The organism is Streptomyces sp. SBT349 (assembly GCF_001083795.1).
Classification (GTDB): Bacteria; Actinomycetota; Actinomycetes; order Streptomycetales; family Streptomycetaceae; genus Streptomyces.
This window is the reverse complement of record NZ_LAVK01000123.1, coordinates 1-19,985: the sequence shown is the minus strand read 5'-3', so window position 1 is coordinate 19,985 and position 19,985 is coordinate 1. Positions and strand designations below refer to the sequence as shown.

Below are 19,985 nucleotides of genomic sequence, written 5' to 3'. Positions count from 1 at the left end.
GACGAATGGTGGGGGGTTGTGCGGTCAGAGAGCGCTCTCACAGGTCCCTCGGCGCTGAGTGTGTTGTCGCCGGTGCCTTGACACCCCGCACCGGCGACAACACACTCAGCGCCGAGGGACCTGTGAGAGCGCTCTCTGACCGCACAACCCCCCACCATTCGTCCCCACAGGAGAACCCATGAGCCCAGCCATGGAACAACCGCACCAGCCGCACCAGCCGTCCCAGCCCAAGCTGTCACGCCGCGCCGTGACGGGACTCGGTGCCGCCGCGCTCGCCGCAGGTCCGCTGCTCGGCGTGACCGGGACCGGCCAGGCCGCCGCGGCCCCCGCGGGGACCCCCGCGGGGACCGGCGGACGTCCCCGACTGGCCAACGCCGACCCGATGAACCCGGACTTCGGCCCGAACGTCCTGGTCTTCACCCCGGGCACGCCCGACATGCAGGGCCGCGTCAACGCCATCTCCCAGCGGATGCACACCAATCAGTTCGGCACGGAGCGCTACGCCATCCTGCTCCGCCCCGGCTCGTACAACCTGGATGTCAACCTGCGTTTCTACACGCAGATCGCGGGCCTGGGCCTCAACCCCGACGACGTCAACGTCAACGGCCACGTCCACGTCGAGGCCGACTGGCTCCAGCAGGGCGACGACCCGAACAACCTCGGCAACGCCACCCAGAACTTCTGGCGCGGCGCCGAGAACTTCTCCGTCACCGTCCCCTCGGGCCAGATCGAACGCTGGGCCGTCTCCCAGGCCGCCCCCTACCGCCGGATGCATCTGCGCGGCATCGGCGTGCAGTTGTGGAACGGCTATGACGGCTGGGCCAGCGGCGGCCTGCTGGCCGACACCAAGGTGGACGGCTTCGTCGAGTCGGGCTCGCAGCAGCAGTGGCTCACCCGCAACAGCGAACTCGGTGCCTGGAGCGGCTCCGTGTGGAACATGGTGTTCGTCGGCTCGCGCGGCGTGCCGGGGAACAACTTCCCCAACCCGTCCCACACGGTGGTCGGTGAGACGCCGGTCATCCGCGAGAAGCCGTTCCTCTACGTGAACGGCTCGGGCGCGTACAGCGTGTTCGTGCCGGCACTGCGCCGCAACGCCCAGGGCACCAGCTGGGGAGGCGGCTCGGCGGCCGGGGAGTCCATCTCCCTCAGCGAGTTCACCATCGTCCACCCGGGCGACTCGACCGCCGAGGTCAACGCGGCGCTGGCGGCGGGCAATCACCTGCTGTTCTCGCCCGGCGTGCACCACCTCAGCGAGGCCATCGAGGTCAACAACCCCAACACCGTGCTGCTCGGCCTCGGGCTCGCCACCCTCGTGCCCGACACCGGCCAGCCCGCCATCCGCGTCGCCGACGTGGACGGCGTCAAGCTGGCGGGGCTGCTGATCGACGCCGGCTCGGTCAACTCCCCGACGCTGGCCGAGATCGGCCCCTCGGGCGCCTCGGCGAGCCACGCGAACAACCCGACCTCGTTGCACGACATGTTCTTCCGCGTCGGCGGCTCGCACGTCGGCAGGGCCACCGTCTCCCTCACGGTCAACAGCAACGACGTGATCGGCGACCACCTGTGGATCTGGCGCGCCGACCACGGCAACTCGGGCACCTGGGGCTGGACCGTGTCCACCGGCGCCAACGGAGCCGTGATCAACGGCGACAACGTCACCATGTACGGGCTCTTCGTCGAGCACTACCAGCAGTACAACACCATCTGGAACGGCAACGGCGGGCGCACGTACTTCTATCAGAACGAGCTGCCCTACGACCCGCCGAACCAGGGCGCCTGGGGATCGAGCGGCGGCGGCAGCCTCGGCTGGGCGGCGTACAAGGTCGCCGACTCCGTGACCTCCCACGAGGCGTGGGGAGTTGGCGCCTACTGCTTCTTCAACGTCAACCCCGGTGTGACCGGCTCGCGCGGCTTCGAGGTGCCGAACACCCCGAACGTGCGGTTCCACCATCTGGTGGCCGTCTCCCTCGGCGGCGTCGGCACGATCAACCGCGTCATCAACGACACCGGCGGCACCGCCAACATGGCCACACAGGTCCAGTACCTCGTCAACTACCCCTGATCGGGGGCGGGTGGCGGCGGTCACGCCGCCGCCACCCGATGGGCACCTTCCACCTTTCCTGTGGCGAACGTGTTTCGGCGCTGTGTCCTGGGGTAATGCCACGGTAAATATGGGAGCGCTCCCATCCCGGAAATCCCCCCGGCCGGAATACGGAGACCGCAACAATGCTTGCTCAAGACCGCACCGCACCGACCCAGTGGGCGCGCAGTGTCCTGCTGGCCGTCCTGTCCGCGGCGATGCTCGTCCTCACCCCCTGGACGGGCGGCACCGCCAACGCCCACGGCTCGGTCGTCGACCCCGCTTCCCGCAACTACGGCTGCTGGCAGCGCTGGGGCAGCGACCACCTGAACCCGGACATGGCCCAGGAAGACCCCATGTGCTGGCAGGCATGGCAGGCCAACCCCAACGCCATGTGGAACTGGAACGGCCTGTACCGCAACAACGTCGGTGGCAACCACCAGGGCCAGGTGCCGAACGGGCAGCTGTGCAGTGGTGGCCGCACCGAGGGAGGCCGCTACAACTCCCTTGACACCGTCGGCAACTGGAAGAAGACCCGGGTCGGCAACAGCTTCACCATCCGCCTGGACGACCAGGCCCAGCACGGTGCCGACTACTTCCGCGTCTACGTCACCCGGCAGGGCTTCAACCCCAACACCCAGTCCCTGGGCTGGAACAACCTGGAGTTGATCGAGGAGACCGGCCGCTACGGCTCCGCGCCCACCTACAACATCCCGGTCAACGTCTCCGGACGCAGTGGCGACCACATCATCTACACGGTGTGGCAGGCCAGCCACATGGACCAGGTCTACTACCTGTGCAGCGACGTGACCTTCTGAGCCACCAGGCACCGAATCGGAACCACTGAGCCGCACAGCACCAGGCCCCGCCGGATACCCAACCCACGCATCCGGCGGGGCTCCGTCCTTTCCGCATGAATCCGGGGCGAGTTGACCTACGGCTTGATGCCGACGCCCGCCCACAGCGAGACGGAGCCGTCGGTCACGGCCTCCTCCGCGCCGCCGATGCCGGCCCGTTCGCGCGCCTCGTCCTGCGGGGCGTCGGGGCGCCAGCGGTGCGCCGGTTCGAGGCCCGACCCGACGAGGTCGAGGCCGTCGAAGAAGCGCTCGATCTCCTTCCGCGCCCTGATCCGCACCGGGTTCCCGCTCGCGGCGTAGATGCGCATCGCCTTCGCCACCGCTGCCGCGTCGAAGTCGGCCGTCACATGCGTGATCGAGAGCGACGAGCCGGACGGCAGCTCGTCCAGGAGCTGCCGCACGATGCCGTAGGTGTCGTGCTCGGCGGGCACGAAGTGCAGGATCGCCAGCAGCGACAGCGCCACCGGCTTCGACAGGTCGATGGTGTCCTGGAACGCCTCGGCGTCGAAAATGGCGTCCACGCCCGCGGTGACGTCGGCGTGCAGATACGTGGTGCGGCCCTCGGGCGTGCTGCGCATCAGCGCGTCCGCGTGCGACAGGACCAGCGGGTCCCGGTCCGCGTAGACCACGCGGGCCTCGGGGGCGATCCCCTGCACCACCTGGTGCAGGTTGGGCTCGGTCGGGATGCCGGTGCCTATGTCGAGGAACTGCCTGATGCCCGCCTCCCGGGCCAGGTACCGCGAGGAACGGTGCATGAACGCGCGATTCTCCCGCGCGGCGACCCGGATCGTCGGCCACGCCTTCAGCGCCTCCTCGGCGGCGGCACGGTCGACGGCGTAATGCGTCTTGCCCCCGAGGAAGTAGTCGTACATCCGGGCCGAGTGGGCCTGGTGGACGATCGCGGACGGCGAAGAGCCGCCGCCGCCCCTGTCGGTCATGTCGGAACCTCCCTGGTCGATCATGTGCTCACCAAGCCTTCCACACGGAGCGTGTCCATACGCGTGCGAGGGGGCGTGACGCCCGTGCAGAGGAGTCGAAGAGAATGTGGGGACGCCGCGCCGCCGGAAGGACCAGTCTCGTGCCGCACGCCGCCATCGCCACCGCCACGACCGTGGACGGGACCCGCATCGCCCACCGGACCGAGGGCGCGGGCCCGCCGCTCCTCCTGCTGGGCGGCCAGTCCAACTCCCACCGCTGGTGGGACCCGGTCCGCGCCGACTTCGCCGCCGCGCGCACCACCATCTCGCTCGACTACCGCGGCACCGGCGGCAGCGACAAGCCGGACCGGCCGTACAGCACGCAGGAGTTCGCGGAGGACGCGGTCGCGGTGCTCGACGCGCTCGGCGTCGGCCGCGCCGACGTCTACGGCACCTCCATGGGAGGCCGCGTCGCCCAGTGGCTGGCCGCCCGCCACCCGGAGCGCGTCCGCGCCCTGGTCCTCGGCTGCACCTCGCCCGGCGGCGCGCACGCCATCGAACGCGCCCCCGAGGTGCGCAGGTCGCTGGCCGCCGCCGACCCGCGCGCCGCGCGCGCGGCCCTGCTGGCGCTGATGTACACGCCGGGCTGGCTGGCCGTCCACCGCGGCCCGTTCACCACCATCGGCGATCCGGCCATGCCCCCCTACGCGCGAGGCCGCCACCTGGTCGCGAGCAACAAGCACGACGCGTGGGACGTTCTCCCCTCCATCGCCGCGCCCACCCTGGTGCTGCACGGCGACGACGACCTGCTCAACCCGACGGCCAACGCGCCCCTGCTCGCCGGCCGCATCCCGGGCGCGCGCCTCGAACTGATACCGGGGGCGCGTCACGCCTACTTCGAGGAGTTCAGCGCGGTGGCGACCCCGATGGTCCTGGATTTCCTGGGGAGTTCGGACGCGGACCCGCGTGGTGATCGGCCCACACGAGCCGATGCGTTCCCCGGCCGGGTCCCGCCGGAGGCGCTGGGGCCCTGAGGCCGCGCTCCCGTCAACCCGGTGTGGCCCGCGCGCGTCCTCGCGGGCATGGCTGACATCGGATGCGGAGAGGTACGGCCCGCGCGGGCGGAGGATGTCGACGCGGCGGCGGGCGCGTTGGGCGAGGCCGCCGTGGACGAGGAGGTGAGCCGCTGGGTGACGCCCGACGAGGAGGCCGCCCGCCGCCGCGGCACCACGCACCGCCCTCATGTCGCCCGCTGGCTGGAGGGGGCGCGGCGGAGCGGCGAGCTGCTGCTGGTGGGAGGCGAGGGCGGAACGGTCGCGGGCGTGGCGCTCTGGGAGTTCAGGGCCGCCGGACCCCCGACCGGGGACGGTGACGACGAGGCGGACGCGGTGCTGGCCGAGGTCTACGGCGAGGGGCTGGCCCGGCTCGCCCTGGTGGGCGAGCTGGTCGCCGCCCGCCACCCCCGTTCGGTTCCGCACTGGTACCTCGCCCAGATGGCGGTGGTCCCGGACCAGCGCGGCCGGGGCCTGGGCGGCGCGCTGCTGCGCCACCACCTGGCCCGCGCCGACGTTGAGGGCCACGCCGCCTATCTGGAGGCCAGCTCCCCGCGGAACCAGGCCCTCTACGCCCGCCATGGCTTCGTCCCCGCGGGCCCCGCGATCCCCCTCCCGGACGGCGGCCCCATCCTCCGCCCGATGTGGCGCCGGGGCGCCTCACCCCACCCCGCCCCACCGGACGGGGGACGGGGCCTGTTCTGAACGAGGCACGATCCCCGTATTGAACACTCTGTTGAAAACAAATCGTGCGCCGTTTCACAACAGTCCCCGCCCTCCGATGCCCGATAGGGCAACGAACCCGCCGGCCCGCTACGTAAGCCCGGGCGGCGCGCGGATGACGACGAATACGTGCGGCCAGGGCAGGCCCGAAGGGTGCGCGCCACCTCAACCCCCCACCCGCAGACCGCCCCCGCCGCGGGGCGCCTTCTGTCAACCCCCGCGGCGGGTAAGGGTTCGAGTGCTCCACGGGGGGTGCACGAGGTGACCCCCTGTGGTCGCCCCAGGAGAAGATCAGGTGAAGGGCGCCGGGGATCGGGCATGCGGGCGGGCGGAGCGGTGAGACGGACCAGTGCGTGGCGAGAGGTCCTCGGAACGCCTCAACTGCCGTCTCACGTGCGGGAGTTGGGTCCGGCTCACATGGGAGTAGATCATGGTTTACATCGACGCCTGCATCACCGTCTGTGCTCACGTCAGCGCCTGGGTCACCGTCGTTCTGTGAGGGAACGTGGCGACGGTCACGCACGCTGAGAGGGGGCCCGCCGGGCTGGGCGGGCCCCCTCGGGCCGTGCGGCGCCCTCCCGGTGACCCGCGCCTCCCTCGCGCGACTTGACTGATACCCCCTAGGGGTATGTAGTCTGCGAGGGCAGGCGAGAGGAGACCGTGATGAACAACGCCGCCAGGATCGGCGTCTTCGGGGCCGGGCTGGGCCTGGCCTTCGGAGCCGCGTTCGGCGTCGGCCGGGTCATGGACCCGGTCCTCGACGAGGAACAGCGGGCCGCACCCTCCGACCACGGCGCCGACCACGGCGCCGACCACGGCGCCGGACACGGCGGCCAGGAGGAGGAGGGCGGGACCGAAGGCGGGGGCGCCGGGAGCGGCGCCGGGGCCGAGGTGCCCGGCGGCCTCCAGGTCTCCGAGCGCGGCTACACCCTGGCCGCGCCCGCCGAGGCGCTGCCCGCGGGCGAGGAGACCGACTTCCGCTTCCGGATCCTGGGTCCGGACGGCGAACCGTGGCGGGAGTACCGGACGGAGCACGAGAAGGACCTGCACCTGATCGTGGTGCGCAGGGACCTGTCCGGCTTCCAGCACGTCCACCCCACCCTGGGCGAGGACGGCACCTGGAGCACTCCGCTGACCTTCGAGGAGGCGGGCGCCTACCGGGTGTTCGCCGACTTCGTCCCGGTCGGCGACCCCGGGGGCGGGCTCACCCTCGGCGCGGACGTCGCGGTCGCGGGGGACTACGAGCCGCGGCCCCTGCCGGAACCGGAGGCGACCACGACCGTGGACGGGTACGAGGTCAGCATGGACGGGACCCTGGCCGCGGGCGGGGAGAGCGAGCTCGCCTTCTCGGTCGCCAGGGACGGCGAGCCCGTGACCGACCTGGAGCCCTACCTCGGCGCCGACGGCCACCTGGTGGCCCTGCGCGAGGGCGACCTCGCCTACCTCCACGTCCACCCGGGCGAGTCCCTGACCTTCCACGCCGAGGCCCCGAGCGCCGGCACCTACCGCCTCTACCTGGACTTCCAGCACGACGGCACGGTCCACACGGCCGAGTTCACGGTCCACGCCCACTGAACCGAGACCCGGCGCACCCGTCCCCAACCTCCCCCGAACACCTAGCCCACGCCTAGCCCGCCGCGTCCTCCCGGAGCGGCGGGCAGGTGCCGCCCGGCTCGGTGAGCAGTTCGAAGTGCCACATCTCGTTGGCGTACACCTGGCACAGGCCGTAGCGGGAGCCGTTCCTGATCAGCCAGTCGTCGGCGTCGGTGGGACCGATGTCCACGGCCTCGCCCGACACATGGGTGGAGCGCTCGGGCGTGTTGACGAACTCCCGCGCCCGCTCCAGGCTGCCGTACTCCTCGATCGCCTCCTCCAGCAGGCGCCGCTGGTGCTCCTCGCTGCGCCAGCCCGAGGTGACAAGGAGCTCGACGCCGTCCTCCCGCGCCTCCTCGGCGGCCTGCTGGAGCGCGGCGAGCAGCCACGGCTCCAGGTTCGCGACCGCCGGGTGCTCGGTGTCGAACGGGGTGAGGCGCGCCCCGTCGGGCACGGTGCCGTCCTCCTCGGCCCCCGGGGGTTCCGAGGGGGAGCCGTCGGCCGACGGGTCCGCGCCCGGGGAGGAGGGCGGCGCCGGGGTGGCCCGCGCGCAGGCCATCAGGATCAGGAGCAGCGCCGCCACCGTGATTCCCACAACCAGGAAATAACCGGACCGCCCTACGTCCCGACGTGCCGGATTCGCCATGTGATGCATGCGCCCAGTGAAGGCGGGGGCGCGTTCCGGGGGCGTTTCGATTTCTCGATAGGTTTTTGATAGGCGGCCGGTCGTAGGGTGGGGCGCATGCGGGTGCTGACATGCGGGTGCTGATCGTCGAGGACGAGCCCTATCTCGCCGAGGCGGTGCAGGCCGGTCTCCGTCTCGAAGCGATCGCCGCCGACACCGTCGGGGACGGCGACGCGGCGCTGGAGCGGCTCGGCGTCCACGCCTATGACGTGGTCGTTCTCGACCGCGACATCCCCGGCACCCATGGTGACGACGTCTGCCGGGCCATCGTCGCGCGGCGGCTCGGCTGCCGGGTGCTGATGCTCACCGCCGCGAGCCACCTCGACGAGAAGGTCGCCGGATTCGAAATCGGCGCCGACGACTATCTCACCAAGCCTTTCGAACTCAGGGAGCTGGTGGTCCGGCTGCGCTCGCTGGCGCGCCGCCCCCGCGAGAGCGCCCCGCCGGTTCTGGAACACGCGGGCATCACCCTCGACCCGTTCCGCCGCGAGGTATTCCGCGGGGGGCGTTATATATCGCTCACCCGGAAACAGTTCGCGGTCCTGAATCTCCTCATGGCCGCCCGTGGCGGGGTCGTCAGCGCGGAGACGCTGCTGGAGCGGGCCTGGGACGAGCACGCGGACCCGTTCACCAACGCGGTCCGCATCACCATCTCCACCCTCCGCAAGCGCCTGGGCGAGCCGCCCGCCATCCACACGGTGCCGGGCGTCGGCTACCGCCTGGACGCCGGGGGCCGGGACCGATGAGGCCGCCCACCGGGCCTCCCGGGGCCCGGCGCCCGCGGCGGCTGACCGCCCGCGTCAAGCTGACGCTGAGCTACGCGCTGTTCGCCGTCGCCACCGGGGCCGTCACCCTGGCCATCATCTATCTGGCCATGCGCTGGGTCCCCAACTACCCGCTGACCGCGGCCAATCCCCGCGACACCTCCCCCGCCGCGGCCAGCCGCGAGATCCTGGACACGCTGACGCGCGCCTCCGGCTACGCGCTGCTGGCCCTCGCCGTCATCGGCCTGGTGGGCAGCTGGATCATCGCGGGCCGGGTCCTGCGCCCGCTCCAGGACCTCACCCGCGCCGCGCACCGCGCCGCGGAGGGGGCGCTGGACCACCGCGTCGCGCTGCCCGGCCCGCGGGACGAGTTCACCGACCTCTCCGACGCCTTCGACCACATGCTCGGCCGCATCGAGCGCTCCCTCGCCGCGCAGCGCCGCTTCGCCGCCAACGCCTCGCACGAGCTGCGCACCCCGCTCGCCATCACCCGCACCATGCTCGACGTCGCCGCCGCCGACCCCGGTGGGCAGGACTACCCGCGCCTCGTCGCCCGGCTCCGCGACACCAACGAGCGCGGCATCGAGATCGTCGACGCCCTGCTGCACCTCTCCGACCTGGGCCGCACCCCGCTCACCACGCAGCCGGTGGACCTCGCCTCCGCCGCCGCCGAGGCGCTCTCCCTCACCCGCGAGGAGGCCGGGGACCGCGGCGTCGCCCTCACCGGCGACCACGCCCCCGCCCTCGTCGGCGGCAACGGCGTGCTGCTGCGCCAACTCGCTGTCAACCTCCTCCAGAACGCGGTCCGCCACAACCTGGAGGCGGGCGGGACCGCCCGGCTGACCACGGGACCCGACCCGCGCCGCGCGGGCCACGCGCTGCTGACCGTCACCAACACCGGGCCGCCGCTGACCGGCGCGGTCGACACGTACACCGAGCCGTTCCTGCGCGGCGAGGGCCGCACCGTGCGGGCGGGCGGGGGAGCGGGGCGCCGGGGCCACGGCCTCGGCCTCTCCATCGTCGCGGGCATCGTGGACGTCCACGGCGGCACCCTGACCCTGACCCCGCGCCCCACCGGCGGGCTCACCGCCGAGGTGTCCCTGCCCGGCCCGGGTCAGGCGCGTTGATCGGTGAGGCGGAACGCCTTCAGCCCGGCCGGAGGCTCCCCGCGCCGAGGAGGTGAAGGGGGGCGTGCGTGGCGTCGTCCAGCGTGAGCCGGGCCATGAGCGCCGTGTCGCGGTAGGAGGCGAGCTGGAACGGGGCCAGGCCCAGGGCCGTGGCGGTCAGCGCGAACGTCTGCCCGAGGTGCCCCGCGTTGAGCAGGCAGACCCGGTAGGCGCGGGGCGTGGTGTGCTGGGTGAGCCGCCGGTCGACCACCGCGACCAGCGCCACGAGGAACGCGGCCTCCCCGACCCACCGCTGCCCGGCGCACAGCTCCGTCAGCTCCTCGCCCGTGCAGCCGTCGCCGAGCAGTTCGAGGCTGTGCTCGGCGGCGTTGTAGTGGTACCAGCCGGGCGTGACCCCGGCGACGTCACGCACCGCGAGGTAGGCGTCGAGCTCCCGGCAGGAGCCCGCGTTCGGGCTGGTGCGCCGGTACCGCGCGCCCCCGCGCCGCGCGTCCACGTAGTCCACCGGGCCGAAGACCGTGGCCAGCAGGGCCGCGAGCGTGGCCAGCGGCACCGGGGCGCCGGCGAACGCGGAGTGCGTGCGCCGCCGGTAGAGCACCGCGCCATAGGCGGGGGAGAGGTCGACCGGGTGGCGCGGCAGCAGGAGCCGGTCCGCGCCCGGGTACGAGGTGAACAACTCGGGGGCGGGCACGGCGGGTTCGGGCGGCGGGCCGGACTCCTCCGAGGTGTAGTGGAGGAACGCCGCCTGCGGTGACCACGGCTCCCAGTGCCCGGCCCGCTCCTCGTCGCGCGCCGCCTCGCCGCTGCCCTCGGCCAGCAGCACCCCGCCCTTGGCCAGGGTGGCGATGTTGTCGAGCACGTCCCTGGGCTCGCGGCGCGGGAAGGCCAGGCTGACCTGCTCGGGGGTGGACCAGTCGGTGAACGCGGTCAGCACCCCGGCGGTGTGCGGGGGCAGCGCGAAGGGCTCGCTCCCGGGGTAGAGGTGCGCGTAGAGGATGTCGCCCCGCCAGTAGCAGACGAGGCAACGGGCCCTGCGCAGGCGCGCGTCGGGGCGCGCGCCCTCCGGGAGGCGGCCGTTGACCGTCGTGCTGGCGCTGCTGCCGCCGCTGGTGCCGCCCGTTCCGTTGATGCCCATCGGGCGCCCCCTGTCCGCCGGTGTGTGCGCCTCACGTATCTGTGTCGCGGGCGCCGGGGCGAAACGCGGAGCGGGAGTAATCGTACGAATCACCGCCCGAGTGGGTGACGGTGACCCGGGTGGGTGTCCGCGGCGAGCGCGGAGCAGACGAAAGAACGTACTCCCCCGGGGAATTCAGACCCCCCGATTGTTCCATTGGGGCGGATAGGTGGATGGGGTGACCATTTATCCTCCGGCGGCAATTTAGTATGCGACCGGATCAGTCAGGGATCACCCGACAGGAGCGTGTGTGCGCAAGCCATCGAAGAGCTTCAGACGTGCTGGAGCCACAGGAATCGGAATCCGTTCGGCCGTGTCGATCACGGCCTTCGCGCTCGCCGCCGGACTCGCCACCGGCACCGCGGCGTCCGCCGCGGCCGAGCCCGCCGCCGACAGCGTCCCCGCTCGCGCCCCCTCCGGGAACTGGCCCAAGCCGCCGGGCAAGGCCGAGGTCATCTACGACTCCATTCCGGAAACGCTCCCGGCGAATGTCCCGTCCCTCGGTTATCAGGCCACCGGGACAAGTGAATTCGGCGACGAAGTCGGATTCGAGAGCACCACCCACCGCAAGCTGAAGTCGCTGGAGATCGTGCTTTCCAGCTGGGCCTGCGAGAGCGGCACGTGGAATACCGGCGACTGCGAGACGGCGCCCGGCGCCACGTTCCGCCACCCCGTCACGGTGAACATCTACGAGGTCGACAACACCGGGCCCACGCCCGAGCCCGGAACGCTGCTGGCCAGCCAGACGCAGCGCGCCCGCATCCCCTACCGCCCCTCGGCGGACCCCGTGAACTGCACCGGCACCAACGCCGGACGGTGGTACGACGCGGCGACCGACACGTGCAACTTCGGCATCGCCGAGGCCGTCGCCTTCGACTTCGGCGCCACCACCGTCCTGCCCGACGAGGTCATCTGGACGGTGGCGTTCAACACCAGCGGCTTCGGCGCCGACCCGATCGGCACCGGCACCGCCTGCTACGCCTCGCCGGAGGGCTGCCCCTATGACGTGCTGAACGTCGGCGCCCAGACCTTCCCCGGCGCGCCGTTCGAGGGCATCGACATCGACCCGGACGCCGCCTTCCTCGACTCCGCGGCGCCGACCTCCTACTGCGACGGCGGCACCGCGGGCACCGGCTTCCTCCGGCTCGACGCCCCCTGCTGGACGGACAACACGCCGCTGGCCAGGATCACCGCGACCGACGGCAGGAAGGCGTAGCACGGGCCGACGGCGGCCCGGCACCCCCGGGCCGCCGCGCTCAGGCGCGTTCGAGGACGACCACCGGGATCTCGCGGGTCGTCTTCTCCTGGTAGGAGTCGTAGTCCGGCCAGATCCCCGCCATCAGCGGCCACAGGCGGGCGCGCTCCTCCGCCGACGCCGTGCGGGCCGTCGCGGTGAACGTCTCGGTGCCCACCTGGAGCCGGACCTCGGGCTCGGCGGTCAGGTTGAGATACCAGGCGGGGTGCGTGGGCTTGCCGCCCTGCGAGGCGACGACGACGTGGGCGTCGCCGTCCTTGCCGTAGATGAGCGCGGTCCGGCGCAGCAGGCCGGAGGTGCGCCCGCGCGTCGTGAGGAGCAGCGTCGGGACGCCGTTCCAGAAGTGCCCCTTCTCGCCGCCGGACTCGACATAGGTGCGGATGTGCTCCTGCACCCACGTGGTGGGGCTGTCGTGAACCTGGGTGTCGGCCATGGGGGCGTTCCCTTCCGTGCTGCGGGTGCGGTGTCGGCTCTCGGTGTGCGCCGGGCCAACGCCCGCACACGCTCCGCTATTCCCCCCGTGGCCGGGACGCGGGCGTTAACCTCGCGTGCCGCTCTCACCGGTTGGAGTGATCATCTCGCCCTCCGTGAGGGTTCTGCCCTGGGGCGGGGTAACCAGCGGGAGCACCGATCGCCGCCTGAATCGAGGAACGACACGCATGAGCACCGCCTCCACGTCCGGTACCTGGCCCTCTGTCTCCGTGAACTCGCCGACCTACACCGGCCTGGGCACGGACCACGTGAAGTGGGGGAACGAGGCCACCAAGAGCGGTTACGTCTTCCGGGGCGGGACCGTCGACGTGCAGCTCGACGGCACCGAGTTCACGCTCGGCACGTTCACCCATGAGAACTTCCCGGTGACCGGCCTGCCGCAGCAGCAGTTCGATGTGGACCTCACCGTCCGGGTGGCCTTCGAGGACGGGACCACGAGCGACTTCAGCTTCCGCTTCCACCACAACGAGACGCCCAACGTCGGCCCCGCGCCCGAGGACCTGGTCGACCTGCCCGAGTTCGTCTCGCCCGAGACCGTGACGGTCGACGGTGATGAGTATCAGGTGCTCATCAGCGGCTTCAAGCAGGGCGGGCAGATCGTGAGGCAGTTCGTCAGCCCGGAGAACAGCGCCAACAGCGCCGAGATCGTCGCCCTGTTCGCCAGGGCGGGCAAGCCGGACGTCGTCATCACCCACGTCCAGAACAAGGGCCAGGTGAAGCGGACCCAGGCCGATGAGTTTGTCGAGATCATGAACCGCGGCACCGAGCCCGCCGACATCTCCGGCTGGGTCCTCGGCGCCGACGACGCGGGCCAGGACTTCACCTTCCCGGCCGGGACGGTGCTCCAGCCCGGCCAGCGGATCAGGATCTACACCAACGAGACGCACGCCGGCTGGGGCGGCTTCTCCTACGGCAGCAAGCGCCCCATCTGGAACGACAAGGGCGACGTCGCCAAGCTGGCCACGCCGGGCGGCGACGTGGTCTCCGAGTTCCCCTACGGCGACAAGGTGGCCCTCACGGCGCCGTAGTCGCCCGGCCGCCGCCGTCCGGCGTCCCCTGGAGCGGGACGCCGGGGGGCGGCGGCGCCGCGGGGGTGGGGGCGGTGGGCGAGCGGTCGGGCAGCCACGGGACACGGCGCTGCCCCTGCCGGGGACCGAACGCACCGCCGCCACCCCGACGCCGCCGCCCGCCCGGCGGCGCGCCTCAGCCGAAGCCGCGGGCGTCCTGCTTCAACGCCGTGTCCACGGTCAGCGCCGCGGCCACCACCAGGCTGAGCAGGGGGTCGGCCAGAGGGCGGTGGATCTGGAGGACGTAGTTGTCCGCCGTGGTGAACATGGTCCGCGCCAGGCCCTCCCACGTCTTGGTGATCCGGGCGATCTCGGCCCCGGTGTGGTCGACGATCGCGAAGTTCCAGGCGCGCCAGTTCTCGCCGCGGATGGCCCCGAGCTGCTGACCGCCCGCCTCGATCGCGAAGTTGATCTTCCCGATGGCGTTCTGCTGGACGATCTCGCCCACCTGCCCGCCGTCCGGGCGCGCCACGATGACACGGGACTTGATCAACTTGGCGGGCCGCGTGAGCATCAGCTGCGGCTGCCCGGTGCTGTCCCTGATCTCCAGCCGGTGCGTCATGTACTGGTCCAGGCTCGTGAGGAACCTGGCGGCCTTCTTGAGCCCGCTCTGCCCGACCTGGGTCACGGTGCCCAGCGTGTTCCCGTTCTGGTCGAAGACGCTGTACTCGTTGGTCAGCTCGATCAGCTTGGTCTTCTGGCTCACCACGAGCACCGGCTCGGTGAAAAGCGTGCCGCCGCCGGCCCCGGCCTGGTCCACCCCCGCCCGCTGCCGGACCTGCTGGTCTATCCACCCCGGATCGGCCCCGGTCCCGGCGGGCTGGGTCTGGTCGGTCCACTGGGCGCCGTCCCACCAGCGCAGCAGGTCCGGAGCGCCGTACGGGTCGGCGTACCACCCGGCGGAAGGATTCGCATGTCCTGTCATACCGGGCAGGCTACCCGGCCGGATCTCCCGCCGCGGAGGGCCCGGGGCGGCAGGGGCAGCCGGCCGCGCAGTCGCAGACGCACACGCCGGTGGTCAGGGGCGCGCAGCCGCGCGGGTGGTGGTCCGGGACGCCCTCCGGCAGCCCGGACGACGGACCGGCGGACTTCTCCCGCGTTCCGCCCCCCGCCGGCGCGCGCCGTGCCGCCCTGCGCCCGGCCCGGCGTTCCGCCCTGGACGGCCGCCTCTTCCCCGATGTCCCCATGCCACCCTCCTGCCCGGCGCGCGCCCGCGCCGAACGCGCGCCCCGCCCGTTACGCCGGGCCGTCGCGCCGGGCCGTCGCGCCGGGCCGTCGCGCCGGGCCGTCGCGCCGAGCCCGTTACGCGTCGCGTGCGGCGAGCAGCGCGCCGCCCAGGGCCAGCGCGCCCGCCGCCCAGCAGGCGAGCACGGCGAGCCCCGCCCAGGGCCCGACCGGCAGCCGGTCCAGGCCCGTCGTGGCCTGGACCGCGAGCCCCGCCGGCATCGGCGTCACCTTCTCCAGCCGCTCCTGCCACCGCGCGTCGCCCACGAGCAGCGCCAGCGCGGGCACGACGTACAGCAGGCCGAGCACCACCGTGACCGCGCCCGCCGTGTCGCGGATCACCGCCCCGGCGCCCAGGGCCAGCAGCGCGACCAGCACCAGGAAGAGCACCGTTCCCACGGCCGCCCGCAGCACGGGCCCGTCGGCCAGGGACGGCGGGGGATGGCCGTTGGCCGCGGTGAACCCGTTGCCCGGCAGGATCGAGCGGCCCGCGGCCAGCGAGCCGAGCACCGCCGCCACCCCCGCCACGGCCACCGCGCCCGCGACCACCGCGGCCTTGGCCGCGAGGACCCGCCACCGCCGCGGCACGGCCGCCAGCGTCGCCGTGATCGTTCCGGTGCCGTACTCGGCCGTGACGGCCTGCACGGCGAGCACGACCACCAGGGCCACGCCGATCCGGGCCCCGCCCAGGGCGAGCCGGGTCGTGTCCTCGTGGCACTCGGACGGCGTGGGGCAGTGCGCCACGTCGACCGCCGCCGCCCCGGCCGCCCCCACCGCCACGGTGCACACGACCACGGCGAGCAGCAGCCACCCGGTGCTGTGCAGCGTGCGCAGCTTGGTCCACTCCGCGCGCAGGGCGTTCCTCACGCGTCCCGCCTCCGCAGCCGCCAGTGCGCCAGGGCCAGGGCCGCCGCCGCGTACGCGGCCAGCACCCCGAGTCCCGCCCAGGGGCCGATCGCCGTGTCATAGCGCCAGACCGTCTGCTGGACCGCGAACCCGGCGGCGGGCGTGAGGCGTTCGAGCCAGGCGGCGGCGTCGAGGGGCAGCCCGGTCGCCACGATGCGGGGCACCAGCAGCAGGACCAGCACGATGCCGATCGCCGCGGCGCTGCGCCGCACGATGGCCGCCACCCCCAGGCTGAGGATGGCAACGGCCGACAGCAGCAGGCCCGTTCCGACCATGGCCCGCAGCACGGGGCCGTCCGTGAGCGGAGGGGTCCGGATGCCGTCGGCGTCGAACAGCGGGCGGGAGAGGAGCAACGCGCCCAGCGCGGCGGTCAGTCCGGCGGCGAACGCGGCCCCGCCGATCACCGTGGCCTTGGCCGCCAGCACCCTCCCGCGCCGTGGGCTCGCGGCGAACGTGGTGCGCAGCAGGCCCCGCTTGAACTCGGTGGTGAGGAACAGCACCGCGACGGCGACGATCGCCATCATCCCGGCGAGCACGCCGGTCAGCGCGGTCCTGGTGTGGTCGTCGGCGAACGCGTACCGCCCGATGTCCCCCGCGCCGGTCAGGGTGAAGGTGTCGCCGCCGCGCTCCGAGGTCCCGCCGCCTTCGAGCGACCGCTCCCGGTCCCGCCAACCACCCCCCGCCGAGCCGTCGTCGGCGCCGCCGGATGCGCCGTTCTCCGCCGCCACGCGCGCCCCGTCGAAGCGGGCCTCGCCCACGGTGCCCTCCCCGGTCAGGCTCTCCCCGCCGAACTGCCGCTCCACCTCGACCCGTTCGGGGGAGGCGACGAACAGGCCCGCCTCGGCGTCCGCGGCGAGGCCGGGTAGTTCGACGGTGCCGACCTCGCTCCAGCGCTCGCCGTCGGCCGACTCGTAGCCGGTGAGGAACGCGCCCGCGCGTTCGAGCCGCAGCCAGCGGGGCACGCCACCCCCGTCCCCCTCCCCGCCGGCTCCGCTCCCGGCGATGTCCGTGTCGAAGTCGGCCTGGAGCCTGACCCCGTGGTCCGGGGTGACCATCAGCGCTGCGTAGGACGCCCCGGTCCCGTCGCCCGAGCGGATCATCACCCCCGCCTTGGCCCACGCGTGGCTGCCGGCCTGCTCCGTGACGCGCGCGAGGACCTCGCCGTCCCCGGCCAGCGGCTGGTACACGAAGTGGCCCTGGTCCTGGAACGAGCCGTCGCCGATCCACTCGGGCGGCTCGCCCCCGCCGCCGCCCTCGCCCGAGGTCTCCCGCCCCGCGCCGCTCGCCGTGAGCAGCGCGATCAGCACGGTCACCACCACGGCCCCCACCAGCGCCAGCGTCCAGCGCGGCACCGACCTGAGCTTGGTCCACTCGGCGCGCAGCAGCCGCCCGAAGCCGGGACGCCGCCCGTTCACCGTCCCGCGGTACGGCGTGACGCCGTTCATGTCGCGTCCCTCTCGGTCTCGTTCGCGGTCGTGGCCGTGAAGTCGGCCGCGTCCCGGGTCAGTTCCATGTACGCCTCCTCCAGGGAGGCGCGGTGCTCGGAGATCCCGCTGAACGGGACGCGCCCCTCGGTCAGCAGCGCCACGATCCGCTCCGCGGCCAGCCCCGAGACGGTGACCGTGTCCGCGTCCCCGGTCGCCACCGTCGCCCCGGCGCGGGCGAGCAGCGTCATGGCGTCCTGCCGCGCGGACGTGGTCAGCAGCACCCTGCCGCCCGAGGCGGCGGTCACCAGGTCCCGCACGCTGCCATCCGTCAGCAGCCTCCCCCGGCCCACCACGAGCACATGGTCCGCGCTGCCTTCGAGTTCGCTCATCAGATGGCTGGAGACCAGCACCGCCCGGCCCTCGGCCGCCAGCGACCGCAGCAGGCCGCGTATCCAGCGCACACCCTCCGGGTCCAGCCCGTTGACCGGCTCGTCGAAGATCAGCACCGGCGGGTCGCCGAGCAACGCTCCCGCGATGCCGAGGCGTTGCCGCATGCCGAGCGAGAAGCCGCCCGCCGCCGCCCTGGCCGCCGAGGCGAGGCCGACCAGGTCGAGCACCTCGTCCACGCGCCGTGCGGGCAGCCCGCCCGCGTGCGCCATCCACAGCAGATGGTCCCTGGCCCGCCGCGCGGGGTGCACGGCCGACGCCTCCAGCATGGCCCCGACCTCGCACAGCGGCGCCCGCAACTCCCGGTAGGGCACGCCGCCCACCAGAGCCGTTCCGGCGTCGGGACGGTCAAGTCCCAGGATGACGCGCATCGTTGTCGACTTCCCCGCGCCGTTCGGGCCGACGAACCCGGTGACCTGGCCCGGCCTGACCGTGAACGTCAGGCCGTCCAGGGCCACGGTCGGCCCGTACCGCTTGCGCAGGCCCCGCACCTCGATCGTTGCCTCGGTTGCTTCCATGACCCGGAGGCTACGAAGGGAACCGGGCGCGGGTCGTCCCGCCCGGGGGCCCACTTCCGCCGCCGGGAACCGGGGACCCCCGGCCCCCGCGTCACCCCGTGGGGGGACGCGGGGACCACCGGCCCGGGGGACCCGCCCGGCCGCCCGCGCGGCGACAATGGCGTGCACGGAGGCGGCGTGAGGGAGACATGAGGGAGACACGAGGTGACATGAGCGCCGCGGCCGGGTCCCGGGCGGCGCGGACCGGCCGCGCGTGGCCCTGGCAGGTCTGGACCCGGTACGCGGGGGCGCTCCTCGGGCTGCTCGCCCTGGCCGAGGCCGTGCTCCGCGCCGAGGGCTCCGCCGAACTGGCCGTCGCGCTGCCCCTCGGCCTGTGCGCCACGGTGCCGCTGGCGTTCACCCGCGGTCACCCGGCGGTCGTGGCGGCGGCGCTCGGCGCGGCGACGGCGTCGACCGTTCCCCTGGACACGGGCCCCAGCGCCGCCGGGCTGATCGCCACGCTCACCGCCTGGACGCTGCTGGCCCGGCGCGCCGTCCGGGAGTTCCGCGCCGAGGCGGCCGAACGGAACGCCTCGCGCCGGGCGTTCGAGTCCACCCTGCTCGAACTCACCGCGCGCGGCGAACGCGCCAGGATCGCCCGGGAGTTGCACGACGTGGTCGCCCACCACATCTCGATGATCTCCGTGCAGGCCGAGACCGCCCGGCTGACCACCCCCGGCATGCCCGCCCAGGGCGCCGAACGCCTCCTGGCCATCGGCGACACCGCGAGGACCGCCCTCACCGAGATGCGCCGCCTGCTCGGCGTGCTCCGCGAGGACGCGGGCGCGGGCGACGGGCCGAGCCGCCGCCCGCAGCCGGGTCTCGGCCAACTCCTCGACCTGATCGACGAGAACCGCGCCACCGGCGGCGGCCACGTCCGCCTCATCGTCCACGGCCCGGTCGCCGCCCTCGACCCCGGCGTGGAGCTGACCGCCTACCGCGTCGTCCAGGAGGCGCTGACCAACGCCCGCCGCCACGCGGTGGGCGCCGCGGTGGACGTGGAGGTCGGCTACGCGCCCGACCGCCTGCGGCTGCGAATCCGCGACAACGGTCCCGGCCCGGCGTCGGGCGCCGGCAGCGGCGGCCACGGCCTGCTCGGCATGCGTGAACGCCTCGCCGCGGTGGGCGGCGAGCTGACGGCGGGACCCGCTCCGGTCGGCGGCTTCCTGGTCGAGGCCACGGTGCCGGTCGGGGCCGCCGGATGAACCCGGTGCGGATCGTCGTCGCCGACGACCAGGAGGTGGTGCGCGCCGGATTCGCCGCGCTGCTCGGCACCCAGCCCGACCTGACGGTCGTCGGCACCGCCGCCGACGGCGGCGAGGCGGTCGCCGCCTGCGCCCGGCTCCGCCCCGACGTCGTGCTGATGGACGTCCGCATGCCGGTGCGCGACGGCATCGAGGCCACCCGGGAACTCACCGCGGGGCCGCACCCGCCGCGCGTCCTGATGCTGACCACGTTCGACCTGGACGAGCACGTCTACGACGCCCTGGTCGCGGGCGCCAGCGGCTTCCTCGTCAAGGACGTCACGGCGGAGCGCCTCTTCGACGCCGTCCGCGTGATCGCCGGGGGCGAGGCGCTGCTCGCCCCCGGCGTCACCCGCCGCCTGATCGGCGAGTTCGCCCGCCTGCGCACCCGGCC

Annotated in this window: 19 protein-coding genes; 11 read left to right on the top strand and 8 right to left on the bottom strand. The window is 73.4% G+C overall.

Going from position 1 to position 19,985, the window contains the following annotated elements; genetic code table 11:
• Nucleotides 1-178: 178 nt before the first annotated feature.
• Complete coding sequence (locus tag ADY01_RS16990) at nt 179-2,062, top strand: sialidase (RefSeq protein WP_078900364.1); 1,884 nt, start codon at nt 179-181, stop codon at nt 2,060-2,062.
• 164 nt (nt 2,063-2,226) lie between these two features.
• Nucleotides 2,227-2,898, top strand: a complete 672-nt coding sequence (locus ADY01_RS16985; protein ID WP_049573581.1) for a lytic polysaccharide monooxygenase auxiliary activity family 9 protein — start codon at nt 2,227-2,229, stop codon at nt 2,896-2,898.
• 116 nt (nt 2,899-3,014) lie between these two features.
• Here ADY01_RS16985 and ADY01_RS16980 read toward each other — a convergent pair whose 3' ends face one another.
• Entirely contained in the window at nt 3,015-3,875 is an 861-nt protein-coding gene (locus ADY01_RS16980; RefSeq protein ID WP_049573598.1) for an SAM-dependent methyltransferase, read from the bottom strand.
• Between the two features lie 140 nt (nt 3,876-4,015).
• Here ADY01_RS16980 and ADY01_RS16975 point away from each other — a divergent pair, with 140 nt between their 5' ends.
• The 3 genes from ADY01_RS16975 to ADY01_RS16965 all read left to right on the top strand — a co-directional run bounded on the left by ADY01_RS16975 (nt 4,016) and on the right by ADY01_RS16965 (nt 7,204).
• Complete coding sequence (locus ADY01_RS16975; RefSeq protein WP_420715719.1) at nt 4,016-4,888, top strand: alpha/beta fold hydrolase; 873 nt, start codon at nt 4,016-4,018, stop codon at nt 4,886-4,888.
• A 48-nt stretch (nt 4,889-4,936) separates the two neighbouring features.
• Nucleotides 4,937-5,611, top strand: coding sequence for a GNAT family N-acetyltransferase (locus tag ADY01_RS36070; RefSeq protein ID WP_063784262.1), 675 nt, complete (start codon nt 4,937-4,939; stop codon nt 5,609-5,611).
• A gap of 681 nt (nt 5,612-6,292) precedes the next feature.
• Nucleotides 6,293-7,204, top strand: a complete 912-nt coding sequence (locus ADY01_RS16965) for a hypothetical protein (RefSeq protein ID WP_049573578.1) — start codon at nt 6,293-6,295, stop codon at nt 7,202-7,204.
• A gap of 52 nt (nt 7,205-7,256) precedes the next feature.
• Here the strand turns inward: ADY01_RS16965 and ADY01_RS16960 are convergent, their stop codons facing one another.
• Nucleotides 7,257-7,817, bottom strand: a complete 561-nt coding sequence (locus ADY01_RS16960; protein WP_234320266.1) for a M15 family metallopeptidase — start codon at nt 7,815-7,817, stop codon at nt 7,257-7,259.
• A 161-nt stretch (nt 7,818-7,978) separates the two neighbouring features.
• Between ADY01_RS16960 and ADY01_RS16955 the strand changes: the two genes are divergently transcribed.
• Together ADY01_RS16955 and ADY01_RS16950 are read left to right on the top strand one after the other, a co-directional pair.
• A complete protein-coding gene (locus ADY01_RS16955) occupies nt 7,979-8,653 on the top strand; it encodes a response regulator transcription factor (RefSeq protein ID WP_049573575.1) in 675 nt (224 codons plus the stop codon).
• A complete protein-coding gene (locus ADY01_RS16950; RefSeq protein WP_049573573.1) occupies nt 8,650-9,798 on the top strand; it encodes a sensor histidine kinase in 1,149 nt (382 codons plus the stop codon). The genes ADY01_RS16955 and ADY01_RS16950 overlap by 4 nt, the downstream gene beginning before the upstream one ends.
• Nucleotides 9,799-9,817: 19 nt before the next feature.
• Here the strand turns inward: ADY01_RS16950 and ADY01_RS16945 are convergent, their stop codons facing one another.
• Complete coding sequence (locus ADY01_RS16945; RefSeq protein WP_053170927.1) at nt 9,818-10,933, bottom strand: SagB/ThcOx family dehydrogenase; 1,116 nt, start codon at nt 10,931-10,933, stop codon at nt 9,818-9,820.
• Between the two features lie 352 nt (nt 10,934-11,285).
• Between ADY01_RS16945 and ADY01_RS16940 the strand changes: the two genes are divergently transcribed.
• Nucleotides 11,286-12,188, top strand: coding sequence for a hypothetical protein (locus ADY01_RS16940; RefSeq protein WP_049573570.1), 903 nt, complete (start codon nt 11,286-11,288; stop codon nt 12,186-12,188).
• 40 nt (nt 12,189-12,228) lie between these two features.
• On the opposite strand, the gene ADY01_RS16935 is transcribed toward ADY01_RS16940, so the two are convergent.
• Complete coding sequence (locus ADY01_RS16935; protein WP_049573567.1) at nt 12,229-12,660, bottom strand: nitroreductase family deazaflavin-dependent oxidoreductase; 432 nt, start codon at nt 12,658-12,660, stop codon at nt 12,229-12,231.
• A gap of 226 nt (nt 12,661-12,886) precedes the next feature.
• Here ADY01_RS16935 and ADY01_RS16930 point away from each other — a divergent pair, with 226 nt between their 5' ends.
• Nucleotides 12,887-13,747 (top strand): lamin tail domain-containing protein, encoded by an 861-nt coding sequence (locus tag ADY01_RS16930; RefSeq protein ID WP_049573563.1) that lies wholly within the window; start codon nt 12,887-12,889, stop codon nt 13,745-13,747.
• Between the two features lie 175 nt (nt 13,748-13,922).
• On the opposite strand, the gene ADY01_RS16925 is transcribed toward ADY01_RS16930, so the two are convergent.
• The 4 genes from ADY01_RS16925 to ADY01_RS16910 form a co-directional block, all read right to left on the bottom strand.
• Nucleotides 13,923-14,711, bottom strand: a complete 789-nt coding sequence (locus tag ADY01_RS16925) for a phospholipid scramblase-related protein (protein WP_049573561.1) — start codon at nt 14,709-14,711, stop codon at nt 13,923-13,925.
• Between the two features lie 377 nt (nt 14,712-15,088).
• Entirely contained in the window at nt 15,089-15,877 is a 789-nt protein-coding gene (locus ADY01_RS16920; protein WP_107081750.1) for an ABC transporter permease subunit, read from the bottom strand.
• A complete protein-coding gene (locus ADY01_RS16915) occupies nt 15,874-17,361 on the bottom strand; it encodes an ABC transporter permease subunit (protein WP_049573555.1) in 1,488 nt (495 codons plus the stop codon). Before ADY01_RS16915 ends, ADY01_RS16920 begins: the two co-directional genes overlap by 4 nt.
• Nucleotides 17,358-18,308: an ABC transporter ATP-binding protein gene (locus ADY01_RS16910; protein ID WP_049573552.1), complete on the bottom strand. Its 951-nt coding sequence runs from the start codon at nt 18,306-18,308 to the stop codon at nt 17,358-17,360. Before ADY01_RS16910 ends, ADY01_RS16915 begins: the two co-directional genes overlap by 4 nt.
• Before the next feature lie 188 nt (nt 18,309-18,496).
• On the opposite strand from ADY01_RS16910, the gene ADY01_RS16905 reads away from it, so the two are divergent.
• On the top strand, nt 18,497-19,552 hold the full coding sequence (locus tag ADY01_RS16905) for a sensor histidine kinase (protein WP_234320265.1): 1,056 nt from the start codon (nt 18,497-18,499) through the stop codon (nt 19,550-19,552).
• The coding region (locus ADY01_RS16900) for a response regulator (protein WP_049573547.1) at nt 19,549-19,985 on the top strand (437 nt) is incomplete at its 3' end. The genes ADY01_RS16905 and ADY01_RS16900, both read left to right, overlap by 4 nt.

Coding starts and splice junctions, on each gene's coding strand:
- ADY01_RS16950 (WP_049573573.1), top strand. CDS start 8,650: ATGAGGCCGCCCACCGGGCCTCCCGGGGCCCGGCGCCCGCGGCGGCTG.
- ADY01_RS16905 (WP_234320265.1), top strand. CDS start 18,497: ATGAGGGAGACACGAGGTGACATGAGCGCCGCGGCCGGGTCCCGGGCG.
- ADY01_RS16935 (WP_049573567.1), bottom strand. CDS start 12,660: ATGGCCGACACCCAGGTTCACGACAGCCCCACCACGTGGGTGCAGGAG.
- ADY01_RS16910 (WP_049573552.1), bottom strand. CDS start 18,308: ATGGAAGCAACCGAGGCAACGATCGAGGTGCGGGGCCTGCGCAAGCGG.
- ADY01_RS16945 (WP_053170927.1), bottom strand. CDS start 10,933: ATGGGCATCAACGGAACGGGCGGCACCAGCGGCGGCAGCAGCGCCAGC.
- ADY01_RS16955 (WP_049573575.1), top strand. CDS start 7,979: ATGCGGGTGCTGATCGTCGAGGACGAGCCCTATCTCGCCGAGGCGGTG.
- ADY01_RS16980 (WP_049573598.1), bottom strand. CDS start 3,875: ATGACCGACAGGGGCGGCGGCGGCTCTTCGCCGTCCGCGATCGTCCAC.
- ADY01_RS16985 (WP_049573581.1), top strand. CDS start 2,227: ATGCTTGCTCAAGACCGCACCGCACCGACCCAGTGGGCGCGCAGTGTC.
- ADY01_RS16915 (WP_049573555.1), bottom strand. CDS start 17,361: ATGAACGGCGTCACGCCGTACCGCGGGACGGTGAACGGGCGGCGTCCC.
- ADY01_RS36070 (WP_063784262.1), top strand. CDS start 4,937: ATGGCTGACATCGGATGCGGAGAGGTACGGCCCGCGCGGGCGGAGGAT.
- ADY01_RS16930 (WP_049573563.1), top strand. CDS start 12,887: ATGAGCACCGCCTCCACGTCCGGTACCTGGCCCTCTGTCTCCGTGAAC.
- ADY01_RS16925 (WP_049573561.1), bottom strand. CDS start 14,711: ATGACAGGACATGCGAATCCTTCCGCCGGGTGGTACGCCGACCCGTAC.
- ADY01_RS16965 (WP_049573578.1), top strand. CDS start 6,293: ATGAACAACGCCGCCAGGATCGGCGTCTTCGGGGCCGGGCTGGGCCTG.
- ADY01_RS16990 (WP_078900364.1), top strand. CDS start 179: ATGAGCCCAGCCATGGAACAACCGCACCAGCCGCACCAGCCGTCCCAG.